A 22652-nucleotide genomic window follows, 5' to 3' on the forward strand; every position below is an offset into this window, starting at 1 on the left:
GCATGCCGACATTCGACTACCGCGCCGACGACGCCCAGGGCCGCCGCTGCAAGGGGCGGCTTGAGGCTGACAGCCCTCGACATGCCCGGCAGCTGTTACGCGAGCGCGGCTTGTGGCCCCGTGACGTGAGCGAGATCCGGGTGACTGCCGGCACCAAGACCTCGTTTGGCACCGGTCGTTTGAGTGCCGCCGATCTGGCATTGCTGACACTGCAACTGTCTACCTTGGTCCAGGCCGGTCTGCCGCTGGAGGAAGCCCTCGATGCGGTGGCCAAGCAGAGTGCCAAACGTCGGGTGGCCGGCCTGTTGTCGGCCGTCCGGAGCCGAGTGATGGAGGGCCATGCGCTGGCCACGGCCTTGGCCCGGTTCCCCAGGGCCTTCCCCGAACTGTTCCGCGCTACCGTCGCCGCGGGGGAGCGCTCCGGTCATCTGGGCCATGTGCTGGAGCAACTGGCGGCTTATACCCAGGCGCGTCAGGCCTCGCGGCAAAAGATCCAGATGGCCTTGGTGTACCCGGCGATTCTGATGCTGGCCAGCGTGGTGATCGTCGGTTTTCTGCTCGGTTACGTGGTGCCGGACGTGGTGAAGATTTTTGTCGACAGCGGTCAGGCACTGCCGTGGCTGACCCGAGCGCTGATCAGTGCCAGCGAGGGGCTGCGCAGCCATGGCCTGATGTTGCTCGGCGTGATCGCGATGGTGGTGGGTGTCTGGCGCTGGAGCCTGCGTCAGCCGACCTGGCAGCTGCGCTGGCATCGCCTGATGCTGAACCTGCCGGTGATCGGCGAAGTGCTGCGGGCGATGGAGGCCGCGCGATTCGCCAGCACCCTGGCCATCCTCGGCAAAAGTGCGGTGCCGCTGGTCGACGCCCTGGAAATCGCCGCCGCCGTCATCGGCAACCTGACCATCCGCGCACGCATGGCCGACGTGGCCCGCTCGGTCCGCGAAGGCGGGACTCTGACCCGTGGCCTGGAACTGAGCGGCGACATCCCGCCGATGATGCTGCACATGATCGCCAGTGGCGAACGAGCCGGCGAACTCGACCGCATGCTGGCCCGCGCCGCCGAACAACAGGAAAGCAGCCTGGCAGCGCGCATCGCCTTGGTGGTGAGTCTGTTCGAACCGGCCATGCTCGTGCTGATGGGTGGCGTCGTGCTGCTCATTGTGCTGGCCATCCTGCTCCCGATTCTCAGCCTCAACCAATTGGTGAATTGACCTTGAACGCCCTACATCGCAGAACATCCCAGCGCGGTTTTACCCTGATCGAAATCATGGTGGTGGTGGTCATCATCGGCATACTCGGGGCCATCGTGGTGCCGCAGTTCATGAGCCGCCCCGACCAGGCCAAAGTCACCGCCGCCAAAGTCGATATCCAGGCCATTGCCACGGCCCTGGAAATGTATCGCCTCGACAACTTCCAGTACCCCTCGACCCAGCAGGGCCTGGAGGCCTTGGTCAAGCGTCCGTCCGGGCTCCCGGCGGCGCGCAACTGGAACCCTCAGGGCTACTTGAAAAGTCTGCCTGTCGATCCGTGGAACACGCCCTATCAGTACCTCAACCCCGGCGTGAAATCGGCCAATGGCGGCTATGACTTGTACTCCCTGGGTTCCGACGGAGTGGTCGGTGGTGAAGGGCACGGGGCAGACATCGGCAACTGGGGTGGTTGAACCATGCCACGTCGCTGCAGGGGGTTTACCTTGCTGGAATTAATGATCGTGATCGTGTTAATCGGCGTGCTGGTGGGCATGGTGAGTTTCGCCACCGGCATGAACCCGGCGCGTCAGGCCAGGCAGGAAGCGGATGCGCTCGCGGGCATGATTCGACAGCTGCGTGAGCAGGCGGTGCTCGAAAGCCAGGAGCATGGGGTGCGCCTGAGTGCCGATGGCTACCGGCCGATGCGGCTCGGTGTGCGGGGCTGGGAGCCGGTGTCGGCTTTTTATCGATGGCCCGACAATGTGCGCCTGCGCCTGAAACACGATGGTTATTCCGTGAGCCTCGGCGCCGACGAAGGCCCTCCGCAATTGCTGATGCTCAGCAGCGATGAAACCAGCACCTTCACCCTGACATTCGAGACCAAAGGCCGAGACTGGTTGAGCCTGTCCAGCGACGGTATCAGTGAGGTGCTGATCGATGGCTAGGCCGTCGATCCTGCCTCGCATGGACGGATTCACCCTGCTGGAAATCATGGTGGCGCTGGCGATATTCGCCGCCCTGGCGACGGCTGTATTGTCCGCGAGCCAATACGTCGTGAAGCAGGCGGCAGTGGTCGAAGAGCGCCTGATCGCGGCGTGGGTGGCGGACAACGCGTTGACCGAATGGCGCCTGCAATCCACGCCGGCCATAGGGCCGCAGCAACGGCTTGTGCACATGGATCGGCGTGACTGGGTCGTGCGTCAGCGCGCCCGCAACGGCAGCGACCCGCGTCTGCTCGAAGTCGATGTCGAGGTCAGCCTTGCCGGTCGCGAGCAGGTGCTGCACCGCGCCAGTGGCTGGATACTCAATCGCCATGAATAGGCAGGCCGGGTTCACCTTGCTGGAGTTGGTGATCGCCTTGGCGATCTTCGCCCTGTTGGGGCTGGCCAGCTGGACGCTGTTCGACGCAGTGGTGCGTGTTCAGCGCAGCACCATGACCCACGAAGGTGAATTCAGGCGTCTGCAACGCGCTGTGGCGGTGATCGAGCGCGATCTGCTGCACGTCACCGAACAGCCGATCATGCTCGAGCAAACACAGCTGCAATGGCAGCGCGGCAACTGGCGCAACCCGCTGGATCAAGCGCGCAGCGAACGACAAACGCTGACCTATCGCCTCGACAACGGCGTGTTGTGGCGTGACAGTCGAGCCGAAGGCACGCCGATCGAGCAGCGGCAAAAACTGCTCGATGATGTCCGGCACTTGAGCTGGCGCCTGTTCGATCGCCAGGCCGGTTGGCGCAGCGATTGGCCGACCGGCCAGGCGGCCGATACCCCGCTGGCGCTGGAAGTGCAACTGTCGACAGGTCGTTTCGAGTCGATTCGGCGGGTGGTGTTGTTGCCGGGGGCCTGGCCATGAAGACGAGCCAGCGTGGCATGGCCTTGATCAGTGTCTTGCTGGTCATGAGCCTGGCCCTGTTGATCATCGGCGGGGTGCTGCGCAGCCATCGGCTGTTGCTGCAAAGCAGCGCTCAGCAGTTGCAGCAGATGAACTTGAAGCAACTCGCCCTGGCCAATGAAACCTGGACGTTGCTGCGGTTGCAGGACGCCGGGCAAACGGCAGGGAGCCCGGTCGATCTGACTCAGGATTGGGCAACAGTCCGTGGTTACGAGGTTGAAGACACGCAAGTACGGGTCGCGGTCGAGGACCTGGCCGGGCGTTTCAACGTCAATGCCCTGTTGATTCAGGGGCAGATTGATCAGGTCACGCTCAATCGCTGGCATCGCCTGCTGGAATTGCTCGAATTGCCCGCACTGCCATTGGCGCAGGTGGGCGCGTTGCGAGAAACGAGTCAACTGCGCCTTTTGCCGGGTGTCGACGGTGAACGGCTGCGTCGGCTGGAACCTTGGGTCGCGACGTTGCCCAAAGACGCCGCGCTGAACATCAATACGGCCCCGGAAGTAGTCTTGCGTTCAATCGACGGCCTCGACGCGGCAACGGTAACCGCGTTGCTGCGCCAGCGCTCGACAACGCCTTGGCCGAGCGTTCAGGCCTTCACCCAAGACCCGATGCTTGAAGGTTTGGGCTTGAGCAGCCACGGCCTGGGCATTGATAGCCGCTGGTACCGGATCACGGTCCAGGTGACCCAGGGGCAAAGCCGTTTGCGCCTGGCCACCGATGTCGAACGCGATCCTAAAACACGCCAACTGAAGATCCTGCAACGGCGTGTGCTGCCGTCGAATTCTCACGAGATAACCCCATGAAAACCTGGCTCTACCTGACGGCCGAAGGCCTGGCCGCGCCGTCGCTCGACTGGCCCAGTTGTGTGTGGTCGTCGACCGGCCAACGACAGATCATGCCGCTGAACCAAGCGGCGCCGGAACTGAAGGGGCAAGCCGTCGACCTGTTGTTGCCCATGGAACTCTGCAGCTGGGTGCGCAGCGAGCCCTGGCCCTCCAGGCGTCGACCTGCCGCACAAGCCATCGCCTTCGCCGTTGAAGAGCAGTTGGGTGAATCCCTGGAAAAGCTGCACCTGAGCATCGGCGCTCGCGACCCGCAAGGGCGTTATCCGGTGATGGTGATTAACCGCGAACGCTTCGCTGCTGTACTCCAGCTGCTGAAGGAGGCGGGCATCGAAGTGCGTTCGGTCTTCGTCGATGCGGACTGGTTGCCGCAAGACCAGGCGCTCGGCGTCTGGTGGTTCGGTCGCTGGATGCTCGGCGGTGGTTTGTCCGCTCGTCTGACGTTGGCGGAGGATGGACTGACACTGCTCAAACCGGGGCTGCCCCTCGATATCCAGTGGCGTGACGAGCGGCAGGAGATGGCCGACCCGGATCAATGGCTGACCCTGGCGTCGCCACAGGCGATCAATCTGCTGCACGGTGATTTTGCCCGGCAGCGCAAACGTCTGCCTTGGCGCCTGGGTGGGTTGGCGTTGGCGCTGCTGTTGGCGCTGAACTGAGTCGCCAACGAAGCGCGAATCCACTTTCTCGAAAGCCAGGGCCGTGAGCTCCACAGCCGCAACGAACAGCAGTTCAAGGCGCTGTACCCGGAACAGACACGCATCGTCGACCTGGCGGCACAATTCGGCGCCCTGCAAAACCAAGGCACGGAGCCGCAGAGCAGCCGTATCGCCGGCCTGGTCAATCTGGTCGAGCAAGTCATTGGCGCCAGTCCGGTCGAAGTCCAGCGCATCGAGTTTCGCCAGGGTGACGGCTGGAAAATCCAGCTGACCGCCAACAGCTTTGCCGAGCTGGAGTTGCTGCGCGAGCGTGGGCGGCAACAGGGAACGCCCGTGCGCATCGACAACGCGAGCAAGAACCAAAACGGTGTCCAGGCAACCCTGACCGTGGAGCAAGAGGCATGAAGCCACACGAGCTTAAAGCAGCGACGTTACGACGCTGGGCGCGTCTGTCCATTCGAGAACAGCGGCTGCTTGGGGGGCTGGGTGTGTTTGTCCTGAGCGTCGCGGCATTCAGTCTGGTCTGGCAACCGACGCAACAACGACTGATGGCGGCCGAGCGTCAGTATCAACAACAGCTGGCGCTGGCGACCCGACTGCAACAGGCGCGACCTTCCAGCCATCGGCCAACACCGGTCGATCAGCCCCTGTCGTTGCGCATCAGCGAAAGCGCTGCCACCGCAGGGCTTGAGTTGCAACAGATGGACAGCGACAACGATCTGCTGCGCCTGACCGTCAGCGGCGACGCCATGACATTGCTGCCATGGCTGGACCGCATCGAACGTGACGGTATTGCGCTGCAATCGCTGATCCTGGAAAAACGTGACGCCGTGCTGGAGGCGCGGATGGTGCTCAGATAGTCGCGCCGGTGCCCGGCAACGGCGGCAACTTCGCCAGTTTCAGCGCGACCAGCAGCGCCACCAACAGCAGCCCGCCGATGAACAAACCGATACCGTTCCAGCCGCCCAGGTGCCAAAACACCCCGCCCGCCGTGCCGGCAATGCTCGAACCGGCGTAATAGCTGAACAGGTACAACGACGATGCCTGGCCCTTGGCCTTGGTGGCGCGGCGGCCGATCCAGCTGCTGGCCACGGAGTGGGCGGCGAAGAAACCGAAAGTGAACACCAGCATGCCGAAGATCACCAGCGGCAGCGCGGTGAACATCGTCAGGGCAAGACCGGCGAGCATCAGCACGATGGTGCTCCAGAGCACCTTGCGCCGGCCGAGTTTGTCGGCCAGCGAGCCGATTTTCGCCGAACTGTAGATACCCGACAGGTACACCACCGACAGCAGCCCGACGAAGGCTTGCTCCATGTGGTACGGCTCGGCCAGCAGGCGATAACCGATGTAGTTGAACAGCGTGACGAACGCGCCCATCAACACGAAGGCTTCGAGAAACAGCAGCGGCAGACCAGCGTCGCGAAAGTGCATGGTGAAGCCATCGAGCAGGCTGCGCGGGTGCAACGAGCGGGCGCGGAAGTTGCGCGATTCCGGGAGGATTTTCCAGAACACCGCTGCTGCGATCAGCGCCAGGCCGCCGATCACCAGCATGGCCGTGTGCCAACTGACGAAGTCGATCAGCACCCCGGTAATCAGGCGCCCGCTCATCCCGCCGATGGCATTGCCGCCGATGTACAGGCCCATCGCCAGGCCGATGTGATGCGGGTGAATTTCTTCGCTCAGGTAGGTCATGGCCACCGCCGCCAAACCGCTCAGCGACAAGCCGATCAACGCGCGCATCAGCAACACGCCGTGCCAGCTCGGCATCATCGAACTGGCAATGGTGCACAGCGCGGCGGCGAACAACGCCGCCACCATTACCGGTTTACGCCCGACGCGGTCTGACAGGGGGCCGGTGATCAACAGGCCGATGGCGAGCATGCCAGTGGCCACCGACAGGATCAGGCTGCTCTGCGCCGCGTTGATCGAATACTCATGGGACAACAGCGGCATCATCGGCTGCACGCAGTACAGCAGGGCAAAGGTCGCGAAGCCGCCGCAGAACAGCGCCAGCACAGTGCGCATGAATGCCGGCGTGCCTTTTTCGATGTAGATCTCCTTGAGTTCAGCGACGACATCGTCCTGTACGGCAGGTGGAACTTCATGGGCAAGAGGGGCGACAGCAGTTTTCACGTTGGACCTCGCAGGGGCGCAGCCGGTCAGGCAATGAAAAAAGCATATAGCTGGCTAATGATTCAATCCAATATATTGTTCGACCTGTTTGATAGCTTTTACGACCTAATGGAAATCCCATGGAATTGCGTCATCTACGCTACTTCATCGCCGTCGCCGAAGAACTGCATTTTGGCCGCGCCGCCCAAGTGCTGGGCATCTCACAGCCACCGCTGAGCCAGCAGATTCAGGCGCTGGAACAGGAGGTCGGAGCGCGGTTGTTCGAACGTACCAATCGTCGGGTCGAGCTGAGCGAGGCGGGTCGACTGTTCCTCGAAGAGGCTCGGCTGGTGCTGGCCCAAGTCGACAAAGCGGCAGATGTCGCCCGCCGGGCCCAGTTGGGTGAGTTGGGTGAATTGAAGATCGGTTTCACCTCGTCGGCACCGTTCAACTCGACCATTCCCCAGGCGATTTTCTCGTTTCGCCAGCGTTTCCCCGCGGTGCACCTGAACCTGCGGGAAATGAGCAGCACCCAAGTGGCGGACGCCTTGGTGGACGAATCGATCGAGGTCGGCATCATGCGGCCATTGGGCCTGCCGGACTCCCTCAGCGTGGTCGAGTTGATGCGCGAGCCGCTGGTGGCGGTGCTCAGCGCCAAGCACCCGTTGGTCAAGGACAGTGAAGAAGGTTTGTTCCTGTCAGCCCTGGCCCTCGAGCCTTTCGTATTTTTCCCGCGCAGCTACGGCAGCGGTCTGTACGCACAACTTCTCAGCCTGGCCCGCGATGCCGGCTTCAGCCCGCACTTCGCCCAGGAGGCCGGCGAGGCGATGACCATCATCGGCTTGGTGGCGGCGGGACTCGGTGTCTCGGTGTTGCCGGCGTCCTACCAGCGGATGCGCATCGATGGCGTGGTCTATCGACCCTTGCTCGACCCGGCGGCGGTATCGGCGGTGTGGCTGGTGCAGCGCAAGGATCAGAAATCGCCGATGGCGAGGGCGTTTGTGGAGTTGTTGACGAGGAAGGTTGAGCCGTTGAAATCGTGACGGTGTGAACACAATATTCCCTGTAGGAGCGAGCTTGCTCGCGATGGACTAAAGAACACCGCGTGCATCCAGGAAGCACGTGTCATCGTTAAGGACCATCGCGAGCAAGCTCGCTCCTACAGATCAGATTTTTCGCCGCTGCCCGTGGGACATTTCTGAACTACCCAGAATAGGCTACAGCGCCTTGCGACGTTGCCTGCAACTACCCCAGAATCCGCCGGCTTGTGCGCTTCGGGGGTCATCGTTAACTTGATCGGCGTCACTGATGGTCAGTGATCGGGTTTAGTAGCCCGTTCCGAAGTAAGCGCATTAGCGCTCCTGATAGGCAGGTATTCCCGTACCTGCCCTTGATGGCAGCCGTGCGCAGGGCGCCTTCGGGCGCGCCGGGGTACATCGGCCGGTCTACTAACCTGCGTACAGCTGCCACCCTTTTGATCAGTCGCGATGAGGTGTCGGCCCGATCTGCTACAGGACGCTAAATCATGACCGATTCAGAACATTCACCGGACACCGGTCCGCACGCGCCACACCGGCCGAGCAGCATCTTCCTCATCGACCCCGCTATCGACAACCACACCCTGCTGGAGCACGCCTGTGTGTCCCTGGCCTCCGCCAACGTGATGGCCATGGATTTCGCCAGGAACCTGAAGGGGTCGCAGAGCGACACCCTGGTGGGGATCCAGCAATTGATCATGCTGGGCGAGCTGGCGGTCAATCGGGTGCTGAATACACTCGATCCACCATAAACCATTGTAGGAGCGAGCCCTGCTCGCGATGGACGTCAACGATAACGCGTGGTGCCTGAATGACCGCGGCGTTCGGACGTCTTTCGCGAGCAGGGCTCGCTCCTACAAAGAAGGATATTGCTTACGCCCAGCGCTTGAATATCAACGAAGTATTCACCCCGCCAAACGCAAAGTTGTTGTTCATCACGTATTGGTTGCTCATCTGCCGAAACTCGCCGCGCAGGTAATCCAGTTTGCCGCAGTGCGGGTCGACTTCGTCGAGGTTGAGGGTGTGGACGTACAGGTCGCGGTTCATCATTTCGATGCTGAACCAGGATTCCAGTGCGCCGCAGGCGCCGAGGGTGTGGCCGAGGAAGCTTTTTTGCGAGCTGATCGGCATGTGCTCGCCGAACAGGCTGCTGGTGGCCAGGGTTTCGGCGATGTCGCCCTGTTCGGTGGCGGTGCCGTGGCCGTTGACGTAGCCGATGTCCGACGGCTTGAGTCCGGCGTCTTCCAGCGCCAGTTCCATGGCCCGGCGCATGGTGACTAGCTCCGGACGGGTGGTGTGCTGGCCGTCGGCGTTGCTGCCGAAACCGACGATCTCGGCATGGATGTGCGCGCCACGGGCCAGGGCGTGCTCCAGTTCTTCGAGCACCAGCATGCCGCCGCCTTCACCGATCACCAGGCCGTCGCGCCCCTTGTCGTAGGGGCGAGGGCTGGTTTGCGGGGCGTCGTTTTTCAGGCTGGTGGCGTAGAGCGCATCGAAGACCATGGCTTCGGTCGGGCACAGTTCTTCGGCGCCACCGGCCAGCATCAATGGCAGGCGGCCGAACTTGATCGCCTCGTAGGCATAGCCGATGCCCTGGCTGCCGCTGGTGCAGGCGCTGGACGTCGGGATCAGGCGGCCGGTGAGGCCGAAGAAAATGCTGATATTCGCGGCCGTGGTGTGCGGCATCATCCGCACGTAGGAGTTGGCGTTCAGGCCCTCGGCGACCGAGTTGAGCAGCATGTTGCCGAACGCTTTGATCTCGTCGGTGCTGCCGGTCGATGAGCCGCAGGCCACGCCCATGCGTCCGTCCTTGATCGATTCATCGCCCAACAGCCCGGCGTCGGCCAGCGCCATCTCCGCCGCACCCACCGCAAGCCGCGACACCCGGCCCATGCTGCGCAGTTGCTTGCGCGTCCAGTGGCTTGGCACCTTGAAGTCGTCGATGGGGCCAGCCAGACGGGTGTTGAGTTCGGTAAAGCGATCCCATTCATCCATGCGACGGATGCCGCTGCGGTTGGCCGCGAAGTGGCCGACGATGGTTTCCCAATCGCTGCCCAGGGACGTGATGCCGGCCATGCCGGTGACGACGACGCGCTTCATCAGCACAGGCCTCCGTTGACGGCCAGAACCTGCCGGGTGATGTACGAGGCTTCCGCCGACATCAGGAAATTCACCGCACCGGCCACCTCTTCAGGGGTGCCCATGCGTTGAGCAGGGATCATTTTCATCAGTTCTTCCACCGGCACGTTTTCATCGAGCATGGCTGTGTCGATCAGGCCGGGTGCGACACAGTTGACGGTGATTTTGCGCTTGCCCAACTCGATCGCCAACGCCTTCGCCGCACCGATCAAGCCGGCCTTCGAGGCGCTGTAGTTAACCTGGCCACGGTTGCCGATCAGCCCGGACACCGAGGTAATGCAGACAATTCGCCCGGCGGCGCGCCGACGGATCATCGGCATCATCACCGGGTGCAGAACGTTGTAGAAACCGTCGAGGTTGGTGCGCATCACCACATCCCAATCATCCTCGCTCAGGGCCGGAAAAGCACCGTCGCGCGTCAGGCCGGCGTTGAGCACCACGCCGTAATAGGCGCCGTGGGCCTCGACGTCGGCTTCAAGGATGGCTTTGCAGCGGGCGCGGTCGGCCACGTCGAATTGCAGGACACGGGCCTGGCGCCCCAAGGCTTTGATGTCGGCCTTCACGGCTTCGGCGTCTGCCAGGCCGCTGCGGCAATGCAACACGATATCGTGCCCGGCCTGGGCCAGGCGCAGGGCGATGGCGCGGCCGATACCACGGCTGGAACCGGTGACCAGTACGGATTCAGTCATGGTTGTGTTCCTTGTGACGAGCCTTCGGGCTCGGAAAGATATTGAGTCGGCTGGGGCGGGCGATACACGTTCAGACGGGCGGTGGCGTGAATGCCCGGCGCATTGATGTGGCATTCGAACACGCCCATGCCGTTATCGTCTTCGAGCGAGCGGAGGCCGTGGATGGTCAGCTCGGTGCCGGCCGGAAAGCTTTCGACGTTGCATTCGAATTTACGACTGCCGAGCAGGAAACCGAGCGCTACGGCATCGCCGCGCTGGCGCGCATGGCAACCGGCGAAGGCGGCGACGCTCTGGGCCATCAGTTCGATGCCGACCCAGGCTGGCAGGCTGCCGTCCGGTTGGCTGAACAGGCCATCGGGCCTGACGGTGAGACGGGTGTGGATCTGCTCTTCATCGAACGCCAGGATCTGCTCGATGAGGATCATGTCGCCAGCGTGGGGCAGCAGTTCGGCGAGCGGCCAGTCAATCATGGGGCGTCTCCGATAATCAGGCTGACGTTATTACCACCGAAAGCGAAGGAATTGCTCATCAGGTAGCGGGGACCAGTGGACGTCAGGCGCGTGGCCGGGGTCACCCAATTCAGGGTGGGCAGTTCAGGGTCCGCCTGGCCATCCCAGACGTGCGGCGGCAGGGCGTGTTCTTTATTGCCGGTGCTCAGGCTCAACCAGCAGAACGCCGCTTCCAGCGCCCCCGCGGCACCGAGGGTGTGGCCGGTCATGGGTTTGGTCGAAGAGCAGGGCACCCCTTCAGGGAACACGGCCGCGACGGCATGGCTTTCCATGGCGTCGTTGTGTGGGGTGGCGGTGCCGTGCAGGTTCAGGTAGCCGATCTGTTGCGGTTGCAGTCCGGCGCGATTCAAGGCTTTGCGCATCGCTTCCTGAGCTCCACGGCCGCTCGGTTCCGGTGCGGAAATGTGATGCGCATCCGAGCTGGCGCCGCTGCCCAGCAGGGCAATCGCTTGACCGTCGCCGGGCTGCTTGCTCATCAGGAACAGCACGGCGGCTTCGCCGATGTTGATGCCGTTGCGGTTGCGCGAAAACGGGTTGCAGCGCTGCCCGGACACCGCTTCCAGCGCCGAGAAACCGTTGAGGGTCAGCTTGCAGAGGGTGTCGACGCCACCGCACAGCACCACGTCGCACACGCCCAGGTCCAGCAGACGCTGGGCGCTCATCAGGGCACGGGCGCTGGAGGTGCAGGCCGTGGAAATCACGTAGGCCGGCCCACTCACCTGCAGCCAGTCGGCGAGGAAATTGGCCGGTGCACCGAGTTCCTGTTGCTGGTAGTCGTAGTCGGCCGGGAACTGCTGATCGCGGATGTAATGGCCCAGGCTCTCACTGGCTTCGTCGATGCCCGAAGTGCTGGTGCCCAGCACGATGCCGATGCGATCGCGGCCGTAGGTCTGGATCGCGCGGTCGATGTCCGGGCGAATTTGCAAGGCGGCTTCCAGCAGCAATTGGTTGTTGCGGCTGCGTTGCCGGATCAACTCGGGTGGAATCGCCGCCAGCTCGCCTGCAACCGCGCCTACCGGCAACGACCGTTCCGGTACCCAGCCGGCTTCGCTGCGCATGCCGGAGCAATCGCCGGCAAACAGGTTACGCGTCACTTCCTGCTTGTCGCGGCCCAGGGCGCAGATCACGCCGAGGGCATTCAGGTAGGCGGTCATGGTGCCTCCCCGCTCAGGGGCGTGACTTGATATTTCGGGCCTTTGGGCAGGTTCAATTCAAAGCTCATCGGTTGTGAATAACGAACGTCCCAGCGTTCGGGCAGGGAGCGTTGCGTGCCATGTTGCCAGGCAGCGGGATAGTTGCCGTGCAACTCGTCCTTGGGCGTCAGGGCAAACAACAGCGCCGCGAACAGCTCCCGGGCTTCGGGGTTGGGCGGCAGCAGGCCGTCGGCGTGCCAGGTTCCGTCGACCAGCTTCTGACGTGCCTGCGGGATGCCCAGCAGGTCCATCATCGACCAGCGGATGCCCGGGCCTTCACGCTGGATCACCAGCACCGAGTCCTGGCGTTGTTCGGCCTGCAGGCGCTGGATATGCAGTTGCAGCGGCAGCGACAGGTTCGGAGTTTGCTCGGGCAGCGGTGGCTGGCTGGCGCAGGCGCTGAGCAGCAAGGCTGCGGCAAACAGCAGAAATCGCAGGACACCCGCTATCCCACAGGTCATGCGTTCTGAGTGACGGATGGTGAACATCAAACTCCACCTTTCAACGGTTTGCGCGCCACCACATTGACCAGGGTTTCTTCCCGTTGGCCAAAGGGTTTTGGCTGGCACAGGCCCAAGCGTTCCAGCAGACCGAAATCCTTGGCGCGGCTCCACCAGAGGTACGGATAAGACACATTCTGCGGACCGAATTCAAAACCCTGGCCTCGGATCATCTCCAGATACTGCTCGGCACTTTTTTGCACGTGCATCGGATGCCGGAACAACCAGCGAATCACCCAGGTATCAATGTAAGCCTCGGTGGATTCGGCGAACATCAGGTAGCCGCCCGGCTTGAGCACGCGGTAGAACTCGGCCAGTGCCTTTTCCTGTTCCACCAGATGATGGAACGTCTGGTGACAGAACAGCAGGTCGACGCTGGCGTCCGGTACGGCAAGGGTGGCGCAGTCGCTGCCGATCAACTCCACGGCAATACCCTGATAGACCGCTTCTTCACGGCTCTGGTTCAGGCTGTGGGGGTCGGCGTCCACGCCAATCAGACGTTCGGGCATGAAGGTCTGCTGCAGGTACTTGAACGACTTGCCTTGACCGCAGCCCGCGTCCAGCAGCACCGGATGGCTCGGCAGCGCCTCGCTGAACAGGCTGCGCAAATCGTCGATCGCCACGCGCAGCACGCGGTACTGCCAGGTGTAGCTGCGCAGGAACCACAGACCGAAACGGGTTTCTTCGACGTAGTTGTCGCTCAAGTAGCTCATGTCGCATCCCGTGCGCAGAGTTGGGAAATCACTTTCAGGCGGCGTTTGGCTTCGCTGACGAACGGGTTGCGCTCGTCCCAGGCGTAGCCGGCCAGAATCGAGCTGATCATGCGGCGGATCTCCCCGGCGCTGCCCTCGTGGTAAATCACGTCCTGGAAGGTCCCGGCGTACCAGCCTTCGACGTAGCAACGAAAGGTATCGACCCCTCGCTTGAGCGGCTTGGCGAATTCCTTTTCCCAGTCGACGGTTTCACCTTGCAACTGCCGGTGCAGGACGCCGGCGGCCATGCTCGCCGAACGCATGGCAATGGTCACGCCGGACGAAAACACCGGGTCGAGGAACTCTGCGGCATTGCCCAGCAACGCAAAGCCCGGACCGTGCAGGCTTTTGACGTTGGCCGAATAGCCGCCAATGGTCCGCGCGGGCGTATCCCACACCGCGTTGTTCAGCACGCCGGACAGGCTGGGCGTCTCGGCAATGAAACCGCGCAGGCAATCGTCCAGATCGTCGGTGCGGCCCTCGAAATGCTCCGCTGCGGCGACCACGCCGACCGAGCAGCGACCGTTGCTGAACGGGATGGTCCAGAACCAGACATCGCGTTTGTCGGGATGAGTGGTGACGAGGATCTTGGTGCGGTCGAAGGTCGGGCTGTCGATGCCGTCTTCGATATGGGTGAACACCGCCTGGCGCACCGGGAAATTCGACGGCGCTTCGAGGTCGAGCAAGCGCGGCAGCACACGACCGTAACCGCTGGCGTCGAGCATGAAGTCAGCCTCGATGCGGTATTCGCTGCCGTCCTCGCGACGCACGCCGAGCTGCGGGTGCGGCAGATCGACCTCGACACTGACGATGGCTTCGCCGTAGCGGATTTCCACGCCTTGCAGCGCGGCCTGATCGGCCAGCAGTTTGTCGAAGTCGGCGCGCTGGACCTGGAAGGTTGTCGGCTTGCCCTGGGTAAAGGTGTCACCGAAATCGAACGCGCTGTAACGCTCGCCCCAGGCAAACGCAGCGCCGGTTTTCACCTGGAACCCCGCCGCATTGACGGCGTCCAGCATGCCCGCCTCTTCGACGAAGTCCAGACAGTGCGCCAGCAGGCTTTCGCCGATGGAAAAGCGTGGGAAATGCTGACGCTCGATCACCAGCACATCATGACCCTGGCGTTTGAGCAGCGCGGCGGCGATGGCACCCGAAGGGCCTGCGCCGATGACCACGATCTGGCGACGTTCCATTTCAACGGTGGGCATGGGGGCTCCTTGCCGAGGCGGCAGCTTTCAGGGGAATCCGGTGCATGCCGGCCAGTGCCGGCAGCAAGGTGGCGATCAGGCCCATCAGCATCAGCGCAAAGTACAGCGCCGGGCCGATGAGCTGTTGTTGCAGCAACAGGTTGAGAAACACGATCTCACTCAAGCCGCGAATGTTCAGCAGCACGCTTTCCCGCCAGCGGCTGGCGCCATTGAACGAAGCGCCGGCCCAGCCGAGGCCGAGCCAGTTGCCGAGCATTTTGCTGGCAATCGGTAACAGCAGCAGGGCCGCCAGTTGCACCCAGCCAAGACTGTCCATGGCGCTGTGCACATTGATCTGCACGATGCCGAACGTGAGGATCAGCGGGATGGCGATGTAGGTCTGCAGAAAAATCATCCAGCGCACCGGAAACGGCAGTATCAGCGGCGCCTTCAGGGCGGCCATGAGCAGCAGATAACCGATGCCGAAAATCAACGCATTGAGCTTGTAGTGTTCGGCCACCACCAGCAGCGCGAAAAAACACCCGCTGTACAGCCATGCCTGGCGCAGGCCGAGCAGGCGCAGCAGCACCGGCAGACAGGCGCCGGCCAGCGGCAGCAGCAAACTGCTTAGATGCAGCGTGCCCTGGGCGATGGCGAACAAGGTCCAGCAAGTGAGGTCGATGAGGATCGCTGTCTGCACCAGGCGCCGGGTGGCGGCAGGCGGGTAATTGATATGCCGAAGGTACAGGTACAACACCGGAATGGCGGTAATGGCGAACAACAGGCCAACCGCCAGCGAGCTGATCCAGGGCTGCGGTGGCAGCAGCCAGAACGCCGTGGCCAGGCCGCAGGCAAACGGAATGCAGAAACTCGGCAGGGCGATTTTCAGGCTCTGGCGATCCAGGTGCAGGTCGATCACGTCACTGAGGATGTAGCCCAGCAGCAGCGCGAAACTCAGGCTGTAGAGGTTCTTCAGCCAGATCGGCGACACCAGCGCCGCACCGCTCAACTGCCAGTGGGGTTCGATCCAGAAATACATCAGCAGCGGCAGGCCAACGGTTGCCAGCAATAACTGGCTGACGATCGGGACCAAGCCCAGATGCCGGCCCAGTCGGGTCGCCACGGCAAACAACGCCAGGGCCATCGCCCAAAACAACGCGACCATCATGATGCCGGCTCCTCAAGGGTGGGCGATGGCCTGTGTTTTCCGGCCCAGGGGGCGAGCATGAAGCTGAAGATCAGGCCCAGGCTGACCGACAGACCGAAGTTGCTCACCGCCGGCGTGCTCGACACCGCCAGCAGGCCGAACGACAACCAGGTGGTCAGCGCCGCCAGCAGAGTGCCCAGCAGGCTCACGGCGGCGCCGCCGACCTGCTCACGCATGAGGATCGCGTAATCGACGCTGATGGCCGTCACCAGCAGCAGGCCGAACAGGCTGAACAGGGTCAACGGCTGCCCCAGCCAACCGAGGCTGGCGAGGCTGCACAGTGCCGCCAGCAGTGGCAGGGAGACAATACGCAACGCGCCGCCGAGGCCAAACGGCAGCATCAGCACCAGCACAATCAGCGCGCAGGAGGCGAGTTTCAGTTCGGCGGCACTGATCTGGGTGGCGGCGAAAAGGTCGTTCAGTTCACCGAGCCGGTCGACCAACTGCACCCCTGGCAGATCCAGTGCCTGGATGCGCAGCAGTGACGGGTTGTTCAGGCCTTGCAGGCTGACCATCGCCGCCACGCCATCATCGGTCGGCCCCAGCCACAGCGCCCGATAGGGTTCGGCCAGGGGGCCGGCCAGCGCCGCGTCGATGTCTTCGACAGGTAGCGCCTGCAAGGTTTTCAGCTCCGCTTGCAGCGCCTCGGCCGGCACGCCGACGTCGAGCAGCGGCTGCCAGACGCCCGGCAAGGTGCTCAATGCTTCGCGCACCCGGTGCTGTTCACTCGGCGGGCTCACCAGTTGGGTGAGTGACAGGTAACCCTGAAGCTTATTCAGGTTGATCAGCTGATCCAGGCGTTCGCTCAGGGCGGTCTGGCGTTCGAGCAATTCCTGTTGATTGGCGGCGCGCACCAGGAAGAACTGACTGGTGGGCTGATAGCCGGTGATGCGGGCAATGGTCTGGGCTTCGTCAGTCAATTGCTGCGGTGTGCCGACCCATTGGCGAATGTCATTGCGGGTCCCGAGGTGCAACAGGCCGCCGACGCAGAAGGCAATCAGCAGTGCAAACAGCACGGGCGTGCGCAGGCGCTGGAGCAACGCTTCACGTACCCCCAGCAAAAACTCGCAAACCCGCAGCGGCCATTGCGCCGGACGCAGATCCACACCCTTGAGCAACGCCGGCAGCAGGCACACGGCGGACAAATAGGCCCCCAGCAGACCCGCCGCAGAGAACACCGCGATCTGCGTCAGCGCCGGAAATGGCGTCCAGGCCAGGGCCAGGTAGCCGATGGCGCTGGTGATCAGGCTCAGGGTCAAGCCGGGCAAGGTCAGGCGCAGGGCCGGCCAACTGTGCCAGGGTTTCAGGCTCCAGCTTTTGGACAGGTAATGCAGTGGGTAGTCGACCGCCACGCCGATCAGACTCGAACCCAGCACCAGCGTCATCACATGCATGTGGCCGAACACCGTCACGCAAGCCACCGCGCCGAACAGCATGCCCACCAGCACCGGAAAAAATGCCAGCAACACGCGCCAGCGGCGGAAGGCCAGCAACAGCAGCAACAGAATCCCCACCGTGGCACCGCCGCCGACCCAGGTCATTTCACGGGCGGCTTGTCGTTGCCCGCTGGCGGCGTACAGCAAGCCGCTGGCCGCGAGCAGTTGCACGTCAGACTCGGCCGCTTGTTCACGACTGTGCTGGAGCAGGTCGGCCACTTGCAGCGGCAGGTTCATGTCGAAGGCGTTGCCGGTGGTTCGCGCGCGCAGCAGCACCCAGCTTTTGCCATCGGCATCGGCGATCAAGGCACCGCTGCCGATGTCCAGTTGCACCGAACCGTGCTGCGGCTGGCTGTTCTGGATGCGCCCGGTCAGGCCGAGCCAGTCGTCCTGGCTCGACACCAGGCTGAAACCGGTGAACGGGTCGAACAGTGCTTGTACCCGCTGCTGGATAAAAGCGTCCGGATGTTCGATCAATTGCTGGCGATCCGTTGCCGACAGCATCGCCAGTCGGCCTTGCAGCAGTTGCGTGCGCAAGGCTGGCAAGTCGGCTTGCAGGTTCCACTGGACCTTCTCGAACAGCCCACTGGCCTGCCATTGATCGCCCAGTTTGTGCGCCATGGAGATGGCTTGCTGGCGGTTGGCATGGCCGACCAGCACCAGCATCTCGCGGTTCAGCGGTTCCTGCATACGTTGTTCAGCGCGCAGTTCCAGCGCGTCCGGCGTCGTGCCGGGCACCAGTTCCATCAGGTTGGCCGACAGCGGTGCACCGTTACGCCATTGCCAGCCGGCGAGTGCCAGTACCGCCAGCAGCAGGATCAGGAACAGCCGGGGAAGCGCGCGTTCACTCGGCAAAGTCGTGTTGCTCCGCGTCACTCAACGGTTGGGCGCTGGTGCTGTCCTGCATGCGCAACAAGGTGCTGTCGCCCTGGGTTTCCAGCAGCTCGATGCTGTGCACCAGTTCGCCGCCGGTGATGTTGATCTGGGTGAACACCTGCTTGAGCAGCATCGAGCGCGGCACCAGCGTCAGCCGCCAGTCCTGCGCTTCGCCGCTCAGTGACAGTTCGAAATCCCGTTGCAGCCCGCTGCTATCGCCTTGCAGAACAGCGAGGAACAGACGGTTCTGCTCGGCCCCGGCGCTCTTGCCCGGCAACATCTGCCAACCGCTGGCATCGCGCCGGGCAATGCCTTGGTCGGTGATGCGGTAATCCTTTTGCAGCGGCGTTTTGAGCAGCCACAACAGACCGTGGTTTTTCGCCAGGACAAAGGTGCCCTTGCTGGTCAGCGGCTGGGGCAGGGCGCGCAGGTGTTTTTCCTGGATGAAGTTGCCGTGGATGACGTCGGGCCTGGCCAGTTGATCGCTGAGCTGTTGCAGGTCGAAGGCGTTGGCCAGCCCCGGAATGCCCAGCAACATGCAGAACACCACAGGCGCGAGCTTGCTCGCGAAAAACCTGAGAGCGTCGCGGAGTGTCAGGTGCCCAGCGTCATCGTCAGCGACCATCGCGACGGTGCGACGATTCGACAGGCTCGCTCCAGCAGGGGAACGGGGGAGGCAGAAAATCATGCCAGCATCCTCTCGACAGCGTCGGTAAACACCTTGGGCGAGGCCAGCTGCATTTCGCGGTTGTGCATATTGACGGCCACCTGCACGGAAACGGCGCGGGTCAAGCGTTCGCCGGTTTCCACGTCACTGATCAGGTAGTTGATCTTCAGACGGTTCTCCCACTCCACCAGATTGGCCCGCACGTTCAGCTTCTGGCCGAACACCGCGCCGCGCACGTAGCGCAACTGCAGGTCGATCACCGGCCAGGCGTAGCCCGAGTCGGACATGGCGCTGTAGTTGTGGCCGATTTTGTCGAGCAGCGCACAGCGGGCGACTTCGAGGTATTTGACGTAGTGGCCGTGCCAGACGACGTTCATGCTGTCGACGTCAAAGAACGGCACGAGGATTTCCGTATCGATGTGAAGCACTCCCTTGCTACGCATGCAGCCTCCAGTGTTGTTCAGCGATACGTTGCAGGCACAGGCGCAATTCACCTTCCAGCGCGCGGTCCTCGATGACCGGTGGGAAGTCCTGGGCCAGTTCCTCGTGCATGGCTGCCAGGGCCGGCGGCAACGGCCGGGCGTCTTCGGCCTGGGCGCGCAGCCAGACGCCCTGGTTGGCGGCCAGTAGCGTGGCGGCGGCCACCTGTTCGGTCAGTTCCAGTACGCGAATGGCATCGCGGGCGGCGATGGTGCCCATGCTCACCTTGTCCTGGTTGTGGCACTCGGTGGAGCGCGAGAACACGCTGGCCGGCATGGTGTTTTTCAAGGCTTCGGCGGTCCAGGCGCTGGTGCCGATCTGCACGGCCTTGAAGCCGTGGTTGAGCATCGCGCGGTCGGCGCTGGCGCCGGACAGGTTGCTCGGCAGGCCGTGGTTGTAACGCTCGTCCACCAGCAGCGCGAGTTGTCGATCCAACAGGTCGGCGACGTTGGCCACGAGGTTTTTCAAGCTGTCCATGGCGAACGCGATGTGGCCGCCGTAGAAGTGCCCGCCGTGCAGCACGCGTTCGGCCTCGGCATCGATGATCGGGTTGTCGTTGGCGCTGTTGAGTTCGATCTCAATGAACGAGCGCAACCAGTTCAGGCTGTCGGCCAGCACGCCGAGGACGTGGGGCGCGCAGCGCAGGGAATAGCGGTCCTGCAGGCGATGCAGCGGTGCGGTTGGCGCGTCGATCGCCAGGTCCTTGCGCAGCCACGCGGCCACTTGCATCTGCCCGGGGTGTGGCTTGGCGGCGAACAGGCGTTCGTCGAAATGCTCCGGGTTGCCTTGCAGGGCGACCACGTTCAGCGCGGTGATGCGCGTGGCCAGTTGCAGCAGGTAGTCAGCACGGGCGTAGGCCAGGCAAGCGAGGCCGGTCATGACGGCGGTGCCGTTCATCAGGGCCAGGGCTTCTTTGGGCCGCAGCACCAGCGGCTGCCAACCAAGTTCACGATGCACGTCGGCGGCTTGACGGCGTTCGCCGTGGAACATCACTTCGCGCTCGCCGGACAGGGTCGCGGCCACATAGGACAACGGCGTCAAGTCACCGCTGGCGCCTACGGAGCCTTCTTCCGGAATCAGCGGCAGGATGTCGTGTTCGAGGAACGCTTGCAGGCGCTCCAGCAATTCCACCCGAACGCCGGACACGCCGTGGCACAGCGACTGCAAGCGCGCCGCCAGCACGGCGCGAGTGGCCTGGGCATCGAGCAGTTTGCCCAGCCCGCAACCATGGAAGGTGTACAGATGACGCGGCAGCGCTTCGACGTGATGCAGCGGCACCGCCACCACGCAGGAGTCGCCGTACCCGGTGGTCACGCCATAGATCACGCCTTCCTTGTCCAGCAGGGAATCGAGGAATTGCGCACCCTTGGCGATGCGCCGACGGAACTCGGGGTCGCCTTGCAACTGCGTCGGCACCTGACGGTTGGCCAGGGCCAGCACGTCTTCGATGCGCAAAGGGAGTTCGCCGAAGGTTACCGGCTCAAGCGTTGGCGTCGTCATCGGTCTTCCAGAAAGGGTAAAAGTTGAACCATTGTTGAGGGGCTTCGAGGCAATAGTGACTCAGGCGCTCGGCATAGCGGGAAGCCCACTGATGAATGACCTGCTCGCGGTCGCTGCGCTTCCAGGTGATGGCGTCAGCGAAGGGTTCGATGGTCAGCCTATAGTCGCCATCGGGTTTCTTCACGCACATCAGCAGGTTGACCGGGCATTTCAACAGGCCGGCCAGCAGCCACGGCCCCTGCGGGAACTTTGCCGGATAACCAAGGAAGTCCACGGTCACGCTACGCCCGCCATGCAGCGGCACGCGGTCGCCGGCGATGGCCAGCCATTCGCCGCGCTCCAGGCGTTCATGCAGTTGCAGCATGATTACCGGATCCAGCTCACTGACCTGGATCAGGCGCAGATTGGTCGCGCCGGCTTCACCCAGCAAGCGGTTGAAATGTTCGGCGTGCTTGGTATGCACCAGCACGTTCATCGTGACCTTCTCGCCGATCTCCGCCAGTGCGCGACACACTTCGAGGTTGCCCAGGTGCGCGCCCACCAGCATCTGCCCGCGAGTGCCTCGCAACTGGTTGCGCAGCAATGCCGGGTCGATGATTTCGATCTGTTCGATGCTCAACTTGCCGTTCCACACATCGAGCTTGTCGAGCATGGAATCGGCGAACGCCATGAACTGGCCAAACACCCGCCACTGGTTCGGCCGCAAATCGGGGCGAGCGCTCCAGTCAGCCAGCCGTTGCTGGTACTGCCAGGCGCTGTGGCGAGCGCTGCGGCCGAACAGGAAAAAGTACAACACAATGCCGTACAGCAAGGGGCTCAGCAGACGCCGACCGAGCACTTTGGCGGCGAACGCGGTGAACTTCATCAGCCAGAAACTGCCGCGCTCCTCGCGATCGGCCCAGTGTTGCTTGTCTGTGTTCATGTGCGCCACCGCCGCCAGAGGATCAGGGGCGAACGCAGCAACATGCCGAAGAACAGCCGGGTGTGCATGCTCGAAATCAGTACGTTGTCGTGGAACATCCGGAAGTGCGAAACGCCGTCCAGCGGGTAATGGACTTTGGTTTGCAGCCACGCCATGGGCAGATTGCGCCAGGCCAGGCGCACCAGGATGTCCGAGTCGAAATCCATGCGCTTGCCGATTTTCGTCGACTCGATCAGCGCCAGGGTCGGCGGCAACGGATAGACGCGGAAACCGCACATGGAGTCGCGGATCTGCAACGACAGGGTGTTGATCCAGACCATGACGTGCGTCAGGTAGCGCGCATACAAACGACCCTTGGGCACGCTCTCGTCGTACTGCGGATAACCGCAGATCACGGCGTCGGGATGGGCACGGGACAGTTCGATAAAGCGTGTGACGTCCTGCAAGTCATGCTGGCCATCGGCATCCACCTGCAAGGCATGGCTGAAACCCAGGCGCGACGCTTCGCGCATACCGGTCATCACTGCGCCGCCCTTGCCCTGATTGGTGGCGAGGCGGATCAGGTGAACATCGTCGCGCAGGGCCAGTTGATCCAGGACGTCGGCGCAGGATTTATCGCTGGCGTCGTCCACCAGAATGCACGGCAGATGACTGGCGAGCAGGGCGTCGACCACGGTGGTGATGGCGGTTTCGTGGTTGTAGACCGGGATGACGGCGCAGGGGTTATGCATGTTGGCTTTCACCCGAAAGTCCGAGGTGACCGCATCGCGAGCAAGCTCGCACCCACAGAGGCGCTGCGTTGTTCACAAATTCAATGTGGGAGCGAGCCTGCTCGCGATTGAGTGCGCAGCACTCACCAAA

24 protein-coding genes and 1 pseudogene are annotated in these 22652 nt (G+C 63.0%); 10 read left to right on the top strand and 15 right to left on the bottom strand.

All coding sequences use genetic code 11. From position 1 onward, the window contains the following. Nucleotides 1-2 precede the first annotated feature (2 nt). The 8 genes and pseudogenes from gspF (at nt 3) to AC1Q6D_RS25910 (ending at nt 5448) form a co-directional block, all read left to right on the top strand. Nucleotides 3-1211, top strand: coding sequence for a type II secretion system inner membrane protein GspF (gene gspF / locus AC1Q6D_RS25875; RefSeq protein WP_103404487.1), 1209 nt, complete (start codon nt 3-5; stop codon nt 1209-1211). 2 nt (nt 1212-1213) lie between these two features. Beyond that, a complete protein-coding gene (gspG, locus tag AC1Q6D_RS25880) occupies nt 1214-1663 on the top strand; it encodes a type II secretion system major pseudopilin GspG (RefSeq protein ID WP_103404488.1) in 450 nt (149 codons plus the stop codon). Nucleotides 1664-1666: 3 nt separating this feature from the next. After that, complete coding sequence (gene gspH / locus AC1Q6D_RS25885; RefSeq protein ID WP_103404489.1) at nt 1667-2134, top strand: type II secretion system minor pseudopilin GspH; 468 nt, start codon at nt 1667-1669, stop codon at nt 2132-2134. Further along, entirely contained in the window at nt 2127-2510 is a 384-nt protein-coding gene (gspI, locus tag AC1Q6D_RS25890) for a type II secretion system minor pseudopilin GspI (protein WP_103404490.1), read from the top strand. The genes gspH and gspI overlap by 8 nt, the downstream gene beginning before the upstream one ends. Further along, complete coding sequence (gspJ, locus tag AC1Q6D_RS25895; protein ID WP_103404491.1) at nt 2503-3045, top strand: type II secretion system minor pseudopilin GspJ; 543 nt, start codon at nt 2503-2505, stop codon at nt 3043-3045. The genes gspI and gspJ overlap by 8 nt, the downstream gene beginning before the upstream one ends. Further along, nucleotides 3042-3890 (top strand): type II secretion system protein GspK, encoded by an 849-nt coding sequence (locus AC1Q6D_RS25900; RefSeq protein WP_103404492.1) that lies wholly within the window; start codon nt 3042-3044, stop codon nt 3888-3890. The genes gspJ and AC1Q6D_RS25900 overlap by 4 nt, the downstream gene beginning before the upstream one ends. Further along, nucleotides 3887-4993 (top strand): annotated as a pseudogene (gspL, locus tag AC1Q6D_RS25905) (type II secretion system protein GspL). The gene AC1Q6D_RS25900 and the pseudogene gspL overlap by 4 nt, the downstream one beginning before the upstream one ends. Next, a complete protein-coding gene (locus tag AC1Q6D_RS25910) occupies nt 4990-5448 on the top strand; it encodes a type II secretion system protein M (RefSeq protein WP_103404493.1) in 459 nt (152 codons plus the stop codon). Before gspL ends, AC1Q6D_RS25910 begins: the two are co-directional and overlap by 4 nt. Here the strand turns inward: AC1Q6D_RS25910 and AC1Q6D_RS25915 are convergent. After that, on the bottom strand, nt 5441-6721 hold the full coding sequence (locus AC1Q6D_RS25915) for an MFS transporter (RefSeq protein ID WP_047536509.1): 1281 nt from the start codon (nt 6719-6721) through the stop codon (nt 5441-5443). The two genes, AC1Q6D_RS25910 and AC1Q6D_RS25915, sit on opposite strands and share 8 nt — an antisense overlap. A 119-nt stretch (nt 6722-6840) precedes the next feature. Between AC1Q6D_RS25915 and AC1Q6D_RS25920 the strand changes: the two genes are divergently transcribed. Further along, on the top strand, nt 6841-7743 hold the full coding sequence (locus AC1Q6D_RS25920) for a LysR family transcriptional regulator (protein WP_103404494.1): 903 nt from the start codon (nt 6841-6843) through the stop codon (nt 7741-7743). Nucleotides 7744-8225: 482 nt separating this feature from the next. Further along, complete coding sequence (locus AC1Q6D_RS25925) at nt 8226-8489, top strand: DUF6124 family protein (protein WP_103404495.1); 264 nt, start codon at nt 8226-8228, stop codon at nt 8487-8489. Between the two features lie 121 nt (nt 8490-8610). Here the strand turns inward: AC1Q6D_RS25925 and AC1Q6D_RS25930 are convergent, their stop codons facing one another. The 14 genes from AC1Q6D_RS25930 to AC1Q6D_RS25995 are packed head-to-tail and all read right to left on the bottom strand — an operon-like array spanning nt 8611 to nt 22522. After that, nucleotides 8611-9837: a beta-ketoacyl-ACP synthase gene (locus AC1Q6D_RS25930; protein ID WP_103404496.1), complete on the bottom strand. Its 1227-nt coding sequence runs from the start codon at nt 9835-9837 to the stop codon at nt 8611-8613. Further along, nucleotides 9837-10565 (bottom strand): 3-oxoacyl-ACP reductase FabG, encoded by a 729-nt coding sequence (gene fabG / locus AC1Q6D_RS25935; protein ID WP_103404497.1) that lies wholly within the window; start codon nt 10563-10565, stop codon nt 9837-9839. The genes AC1Q6D_RS25930 and fabG overlap by 1 nt, the downstream gene beginning before the upstream one ends. Beyond that, nucleotides 10562-11035 carry a hotdog family protein gene (locus AC1Q6D_RS25940; RefSeq protein ID WP_047536520.1) on the bottom strand — a complete coding sequence of 158 codons (474 nt, stop codon included), beginning with the start codon at nt 11033-11035 and terminating at the stop codon, nt 10562-10564. The genes fabG and AC1Q6D_RS25940 overlap by 4 nt, the downstream gene beginning before the upstream one ends. Beyond that, entirely contained in the window at nt 11032-12228 is a 1197-nt protein-coding gene (locus AC1Q6D_RS25945; protein ID WP_103404498.1) for a beta-ketoacyl-[acyl-carrier-protein] synthase family protein, read from the bottom strand. The genes AC1Q6D_RS25940 and AC1Q6D_RS25945 overlap by 4 nt, the downstream gene beginning before the upstream one ends. After that, a complete protein-coding gene (locus AC1Q6D_RS25950; RefSeq protein WP_103404525.1) occupies nt 12225-12728 on the bottom strand; it encodes a hypothetical protein in 504 nt (167 codons plus the stop codon). Before AC1Q6D_RS25950 ends, AC1Q6D_RS25945 begins: the two co-directional genes overlap by 4 nt. A gap of 26 nt (nt 12729-12754) precedes the next feature. Next, on the bottom strand, nt 12755-13480 hold the full coding sequence (locus tag AC1Q6D_RS25955) for a class I SAM-dependent methyltransferase (RefSeq protein ID WP_103404499.1): 726 nt from the start codon (nt 13478-13480) through the stop codon (nt 12755-12757). Then, nucleotides 13477-14724: an NAD(P)/FAD-dependent oxidoreductase gene (locus AC1Q6D_RS25960; RefSeq protein ID WP_103404500.1), complete on the bottom strand. Its 1248-nt coding sequence runs from the start codon at nt 14722-14724 to the stop codon at nt 13477-13479. Before AC1Q6D_RS25960 ends, AC1Q6D_RS25955 begins: the two co-directional genes overlap by 4 nt. Further along, nucleotides 14711-15871, bottom strand: coding sequence for a sodium:proton antiporter (locus tag AC1Q6D_RS25965; RefSeq protein ID WP_103404501.1), 1161 nt, complete (start codon nt 15869-15871; stop codon nt 14711-14713). The genes AC1Q6D_RS25960 and AC1Q6D_RS25965 overlap by 14 nt, the downstream gene beginning before the upstream one ends. Then, nucleotides 15868-18201, bottom strand: coding sequence for an MMPL family transporter (locus AC1Q6D_RS25970; RefSeq protein ID WP_219738997.1), 2334 nt, complete (start codon nt 18199-18201; stop codon nt 15868-15870). Before AC1Q6D_RS25970 ends, AC1Q6D_RS25965 begins: the two co-directional genes overlap by 4 nt. Continuing rightward, entirely contained in the window at nt 18191-18910 is a 720-nt protein-coding gene (locus AC1Q6D_RS25975) for an outer membrane lipoprotein carrier protein LolA (RefSeq protein ID WP_103404503.1), read from the bottom strand. Before AC1Q6D_RS25975 ends, AC1Q6D_RS25970 begins: the two co-directional genes overlap by 11 nt. Continuing rightward, nucleotides 18907-19332 (bottom strand): acyl-CoA thioesterase, encoded by a 426-nt coding sequence (locus tag AC1Q6D_RS25980; RefSeq protein WP_103404504.1) that lies wholly within the window; start codon nt 19330-19332, stop codon nt 18907-18909. The genes AC1Q6D_RS25975 and AC1Q6D_RS25980 overlap by 4 nt, the downstream gene beginning before the upstream one ends. Next, nucleotides 19325-20869, bottom strand: coding sequence for an HAL/PAL/TAL family ammonia-lyase (locus AC1Q6D_RS25985; protein WP_103404505.1), 1545 nt, complete (start codon nt 20867-20869; stop codon nt 19325-19327). The genes AC1Q6D_RS25980 and AC1Q6D_RS25985 overlap by 8 nt, the downstream gene beginning before the upstream one ends. Then, the gene (locus AC1Q6D_RS25990; protein ID WP_103404506.1) at nt 20850-21791 is read right to left on the bottom strand and encodes a lysophospholipid acyltransferase family protein; all 942 of its coding nucleotides are present in this window, start codon (nt 21789-21791) and stop codon (nt 20850-20852) included. The genes AC1Q6D_RS25985 and AC1Q6D_RS25990 overlap by 20 nt, the downstream gene beginning before the upstream one ends. Next, entirely contained in the window at nt 21788-22522 is a 735-nt protein-coding gene (locus tag AC1Q6D_RS25995) for a glycosyltransferase family 2 protein (RefSeq protein WP_103404526.1), read from the bottom strand. The genes AC1Q6D_RS25990 and AC1Q6D_RS25995 overlap by 4 nt, the downstream gene beginning before the upstream one ends. Nucleotides 22523-22652: the final 130 nt, after the last annotated feature.

The organism is Pseudomonas sp. MT92, from assembly GCF_058792515.1.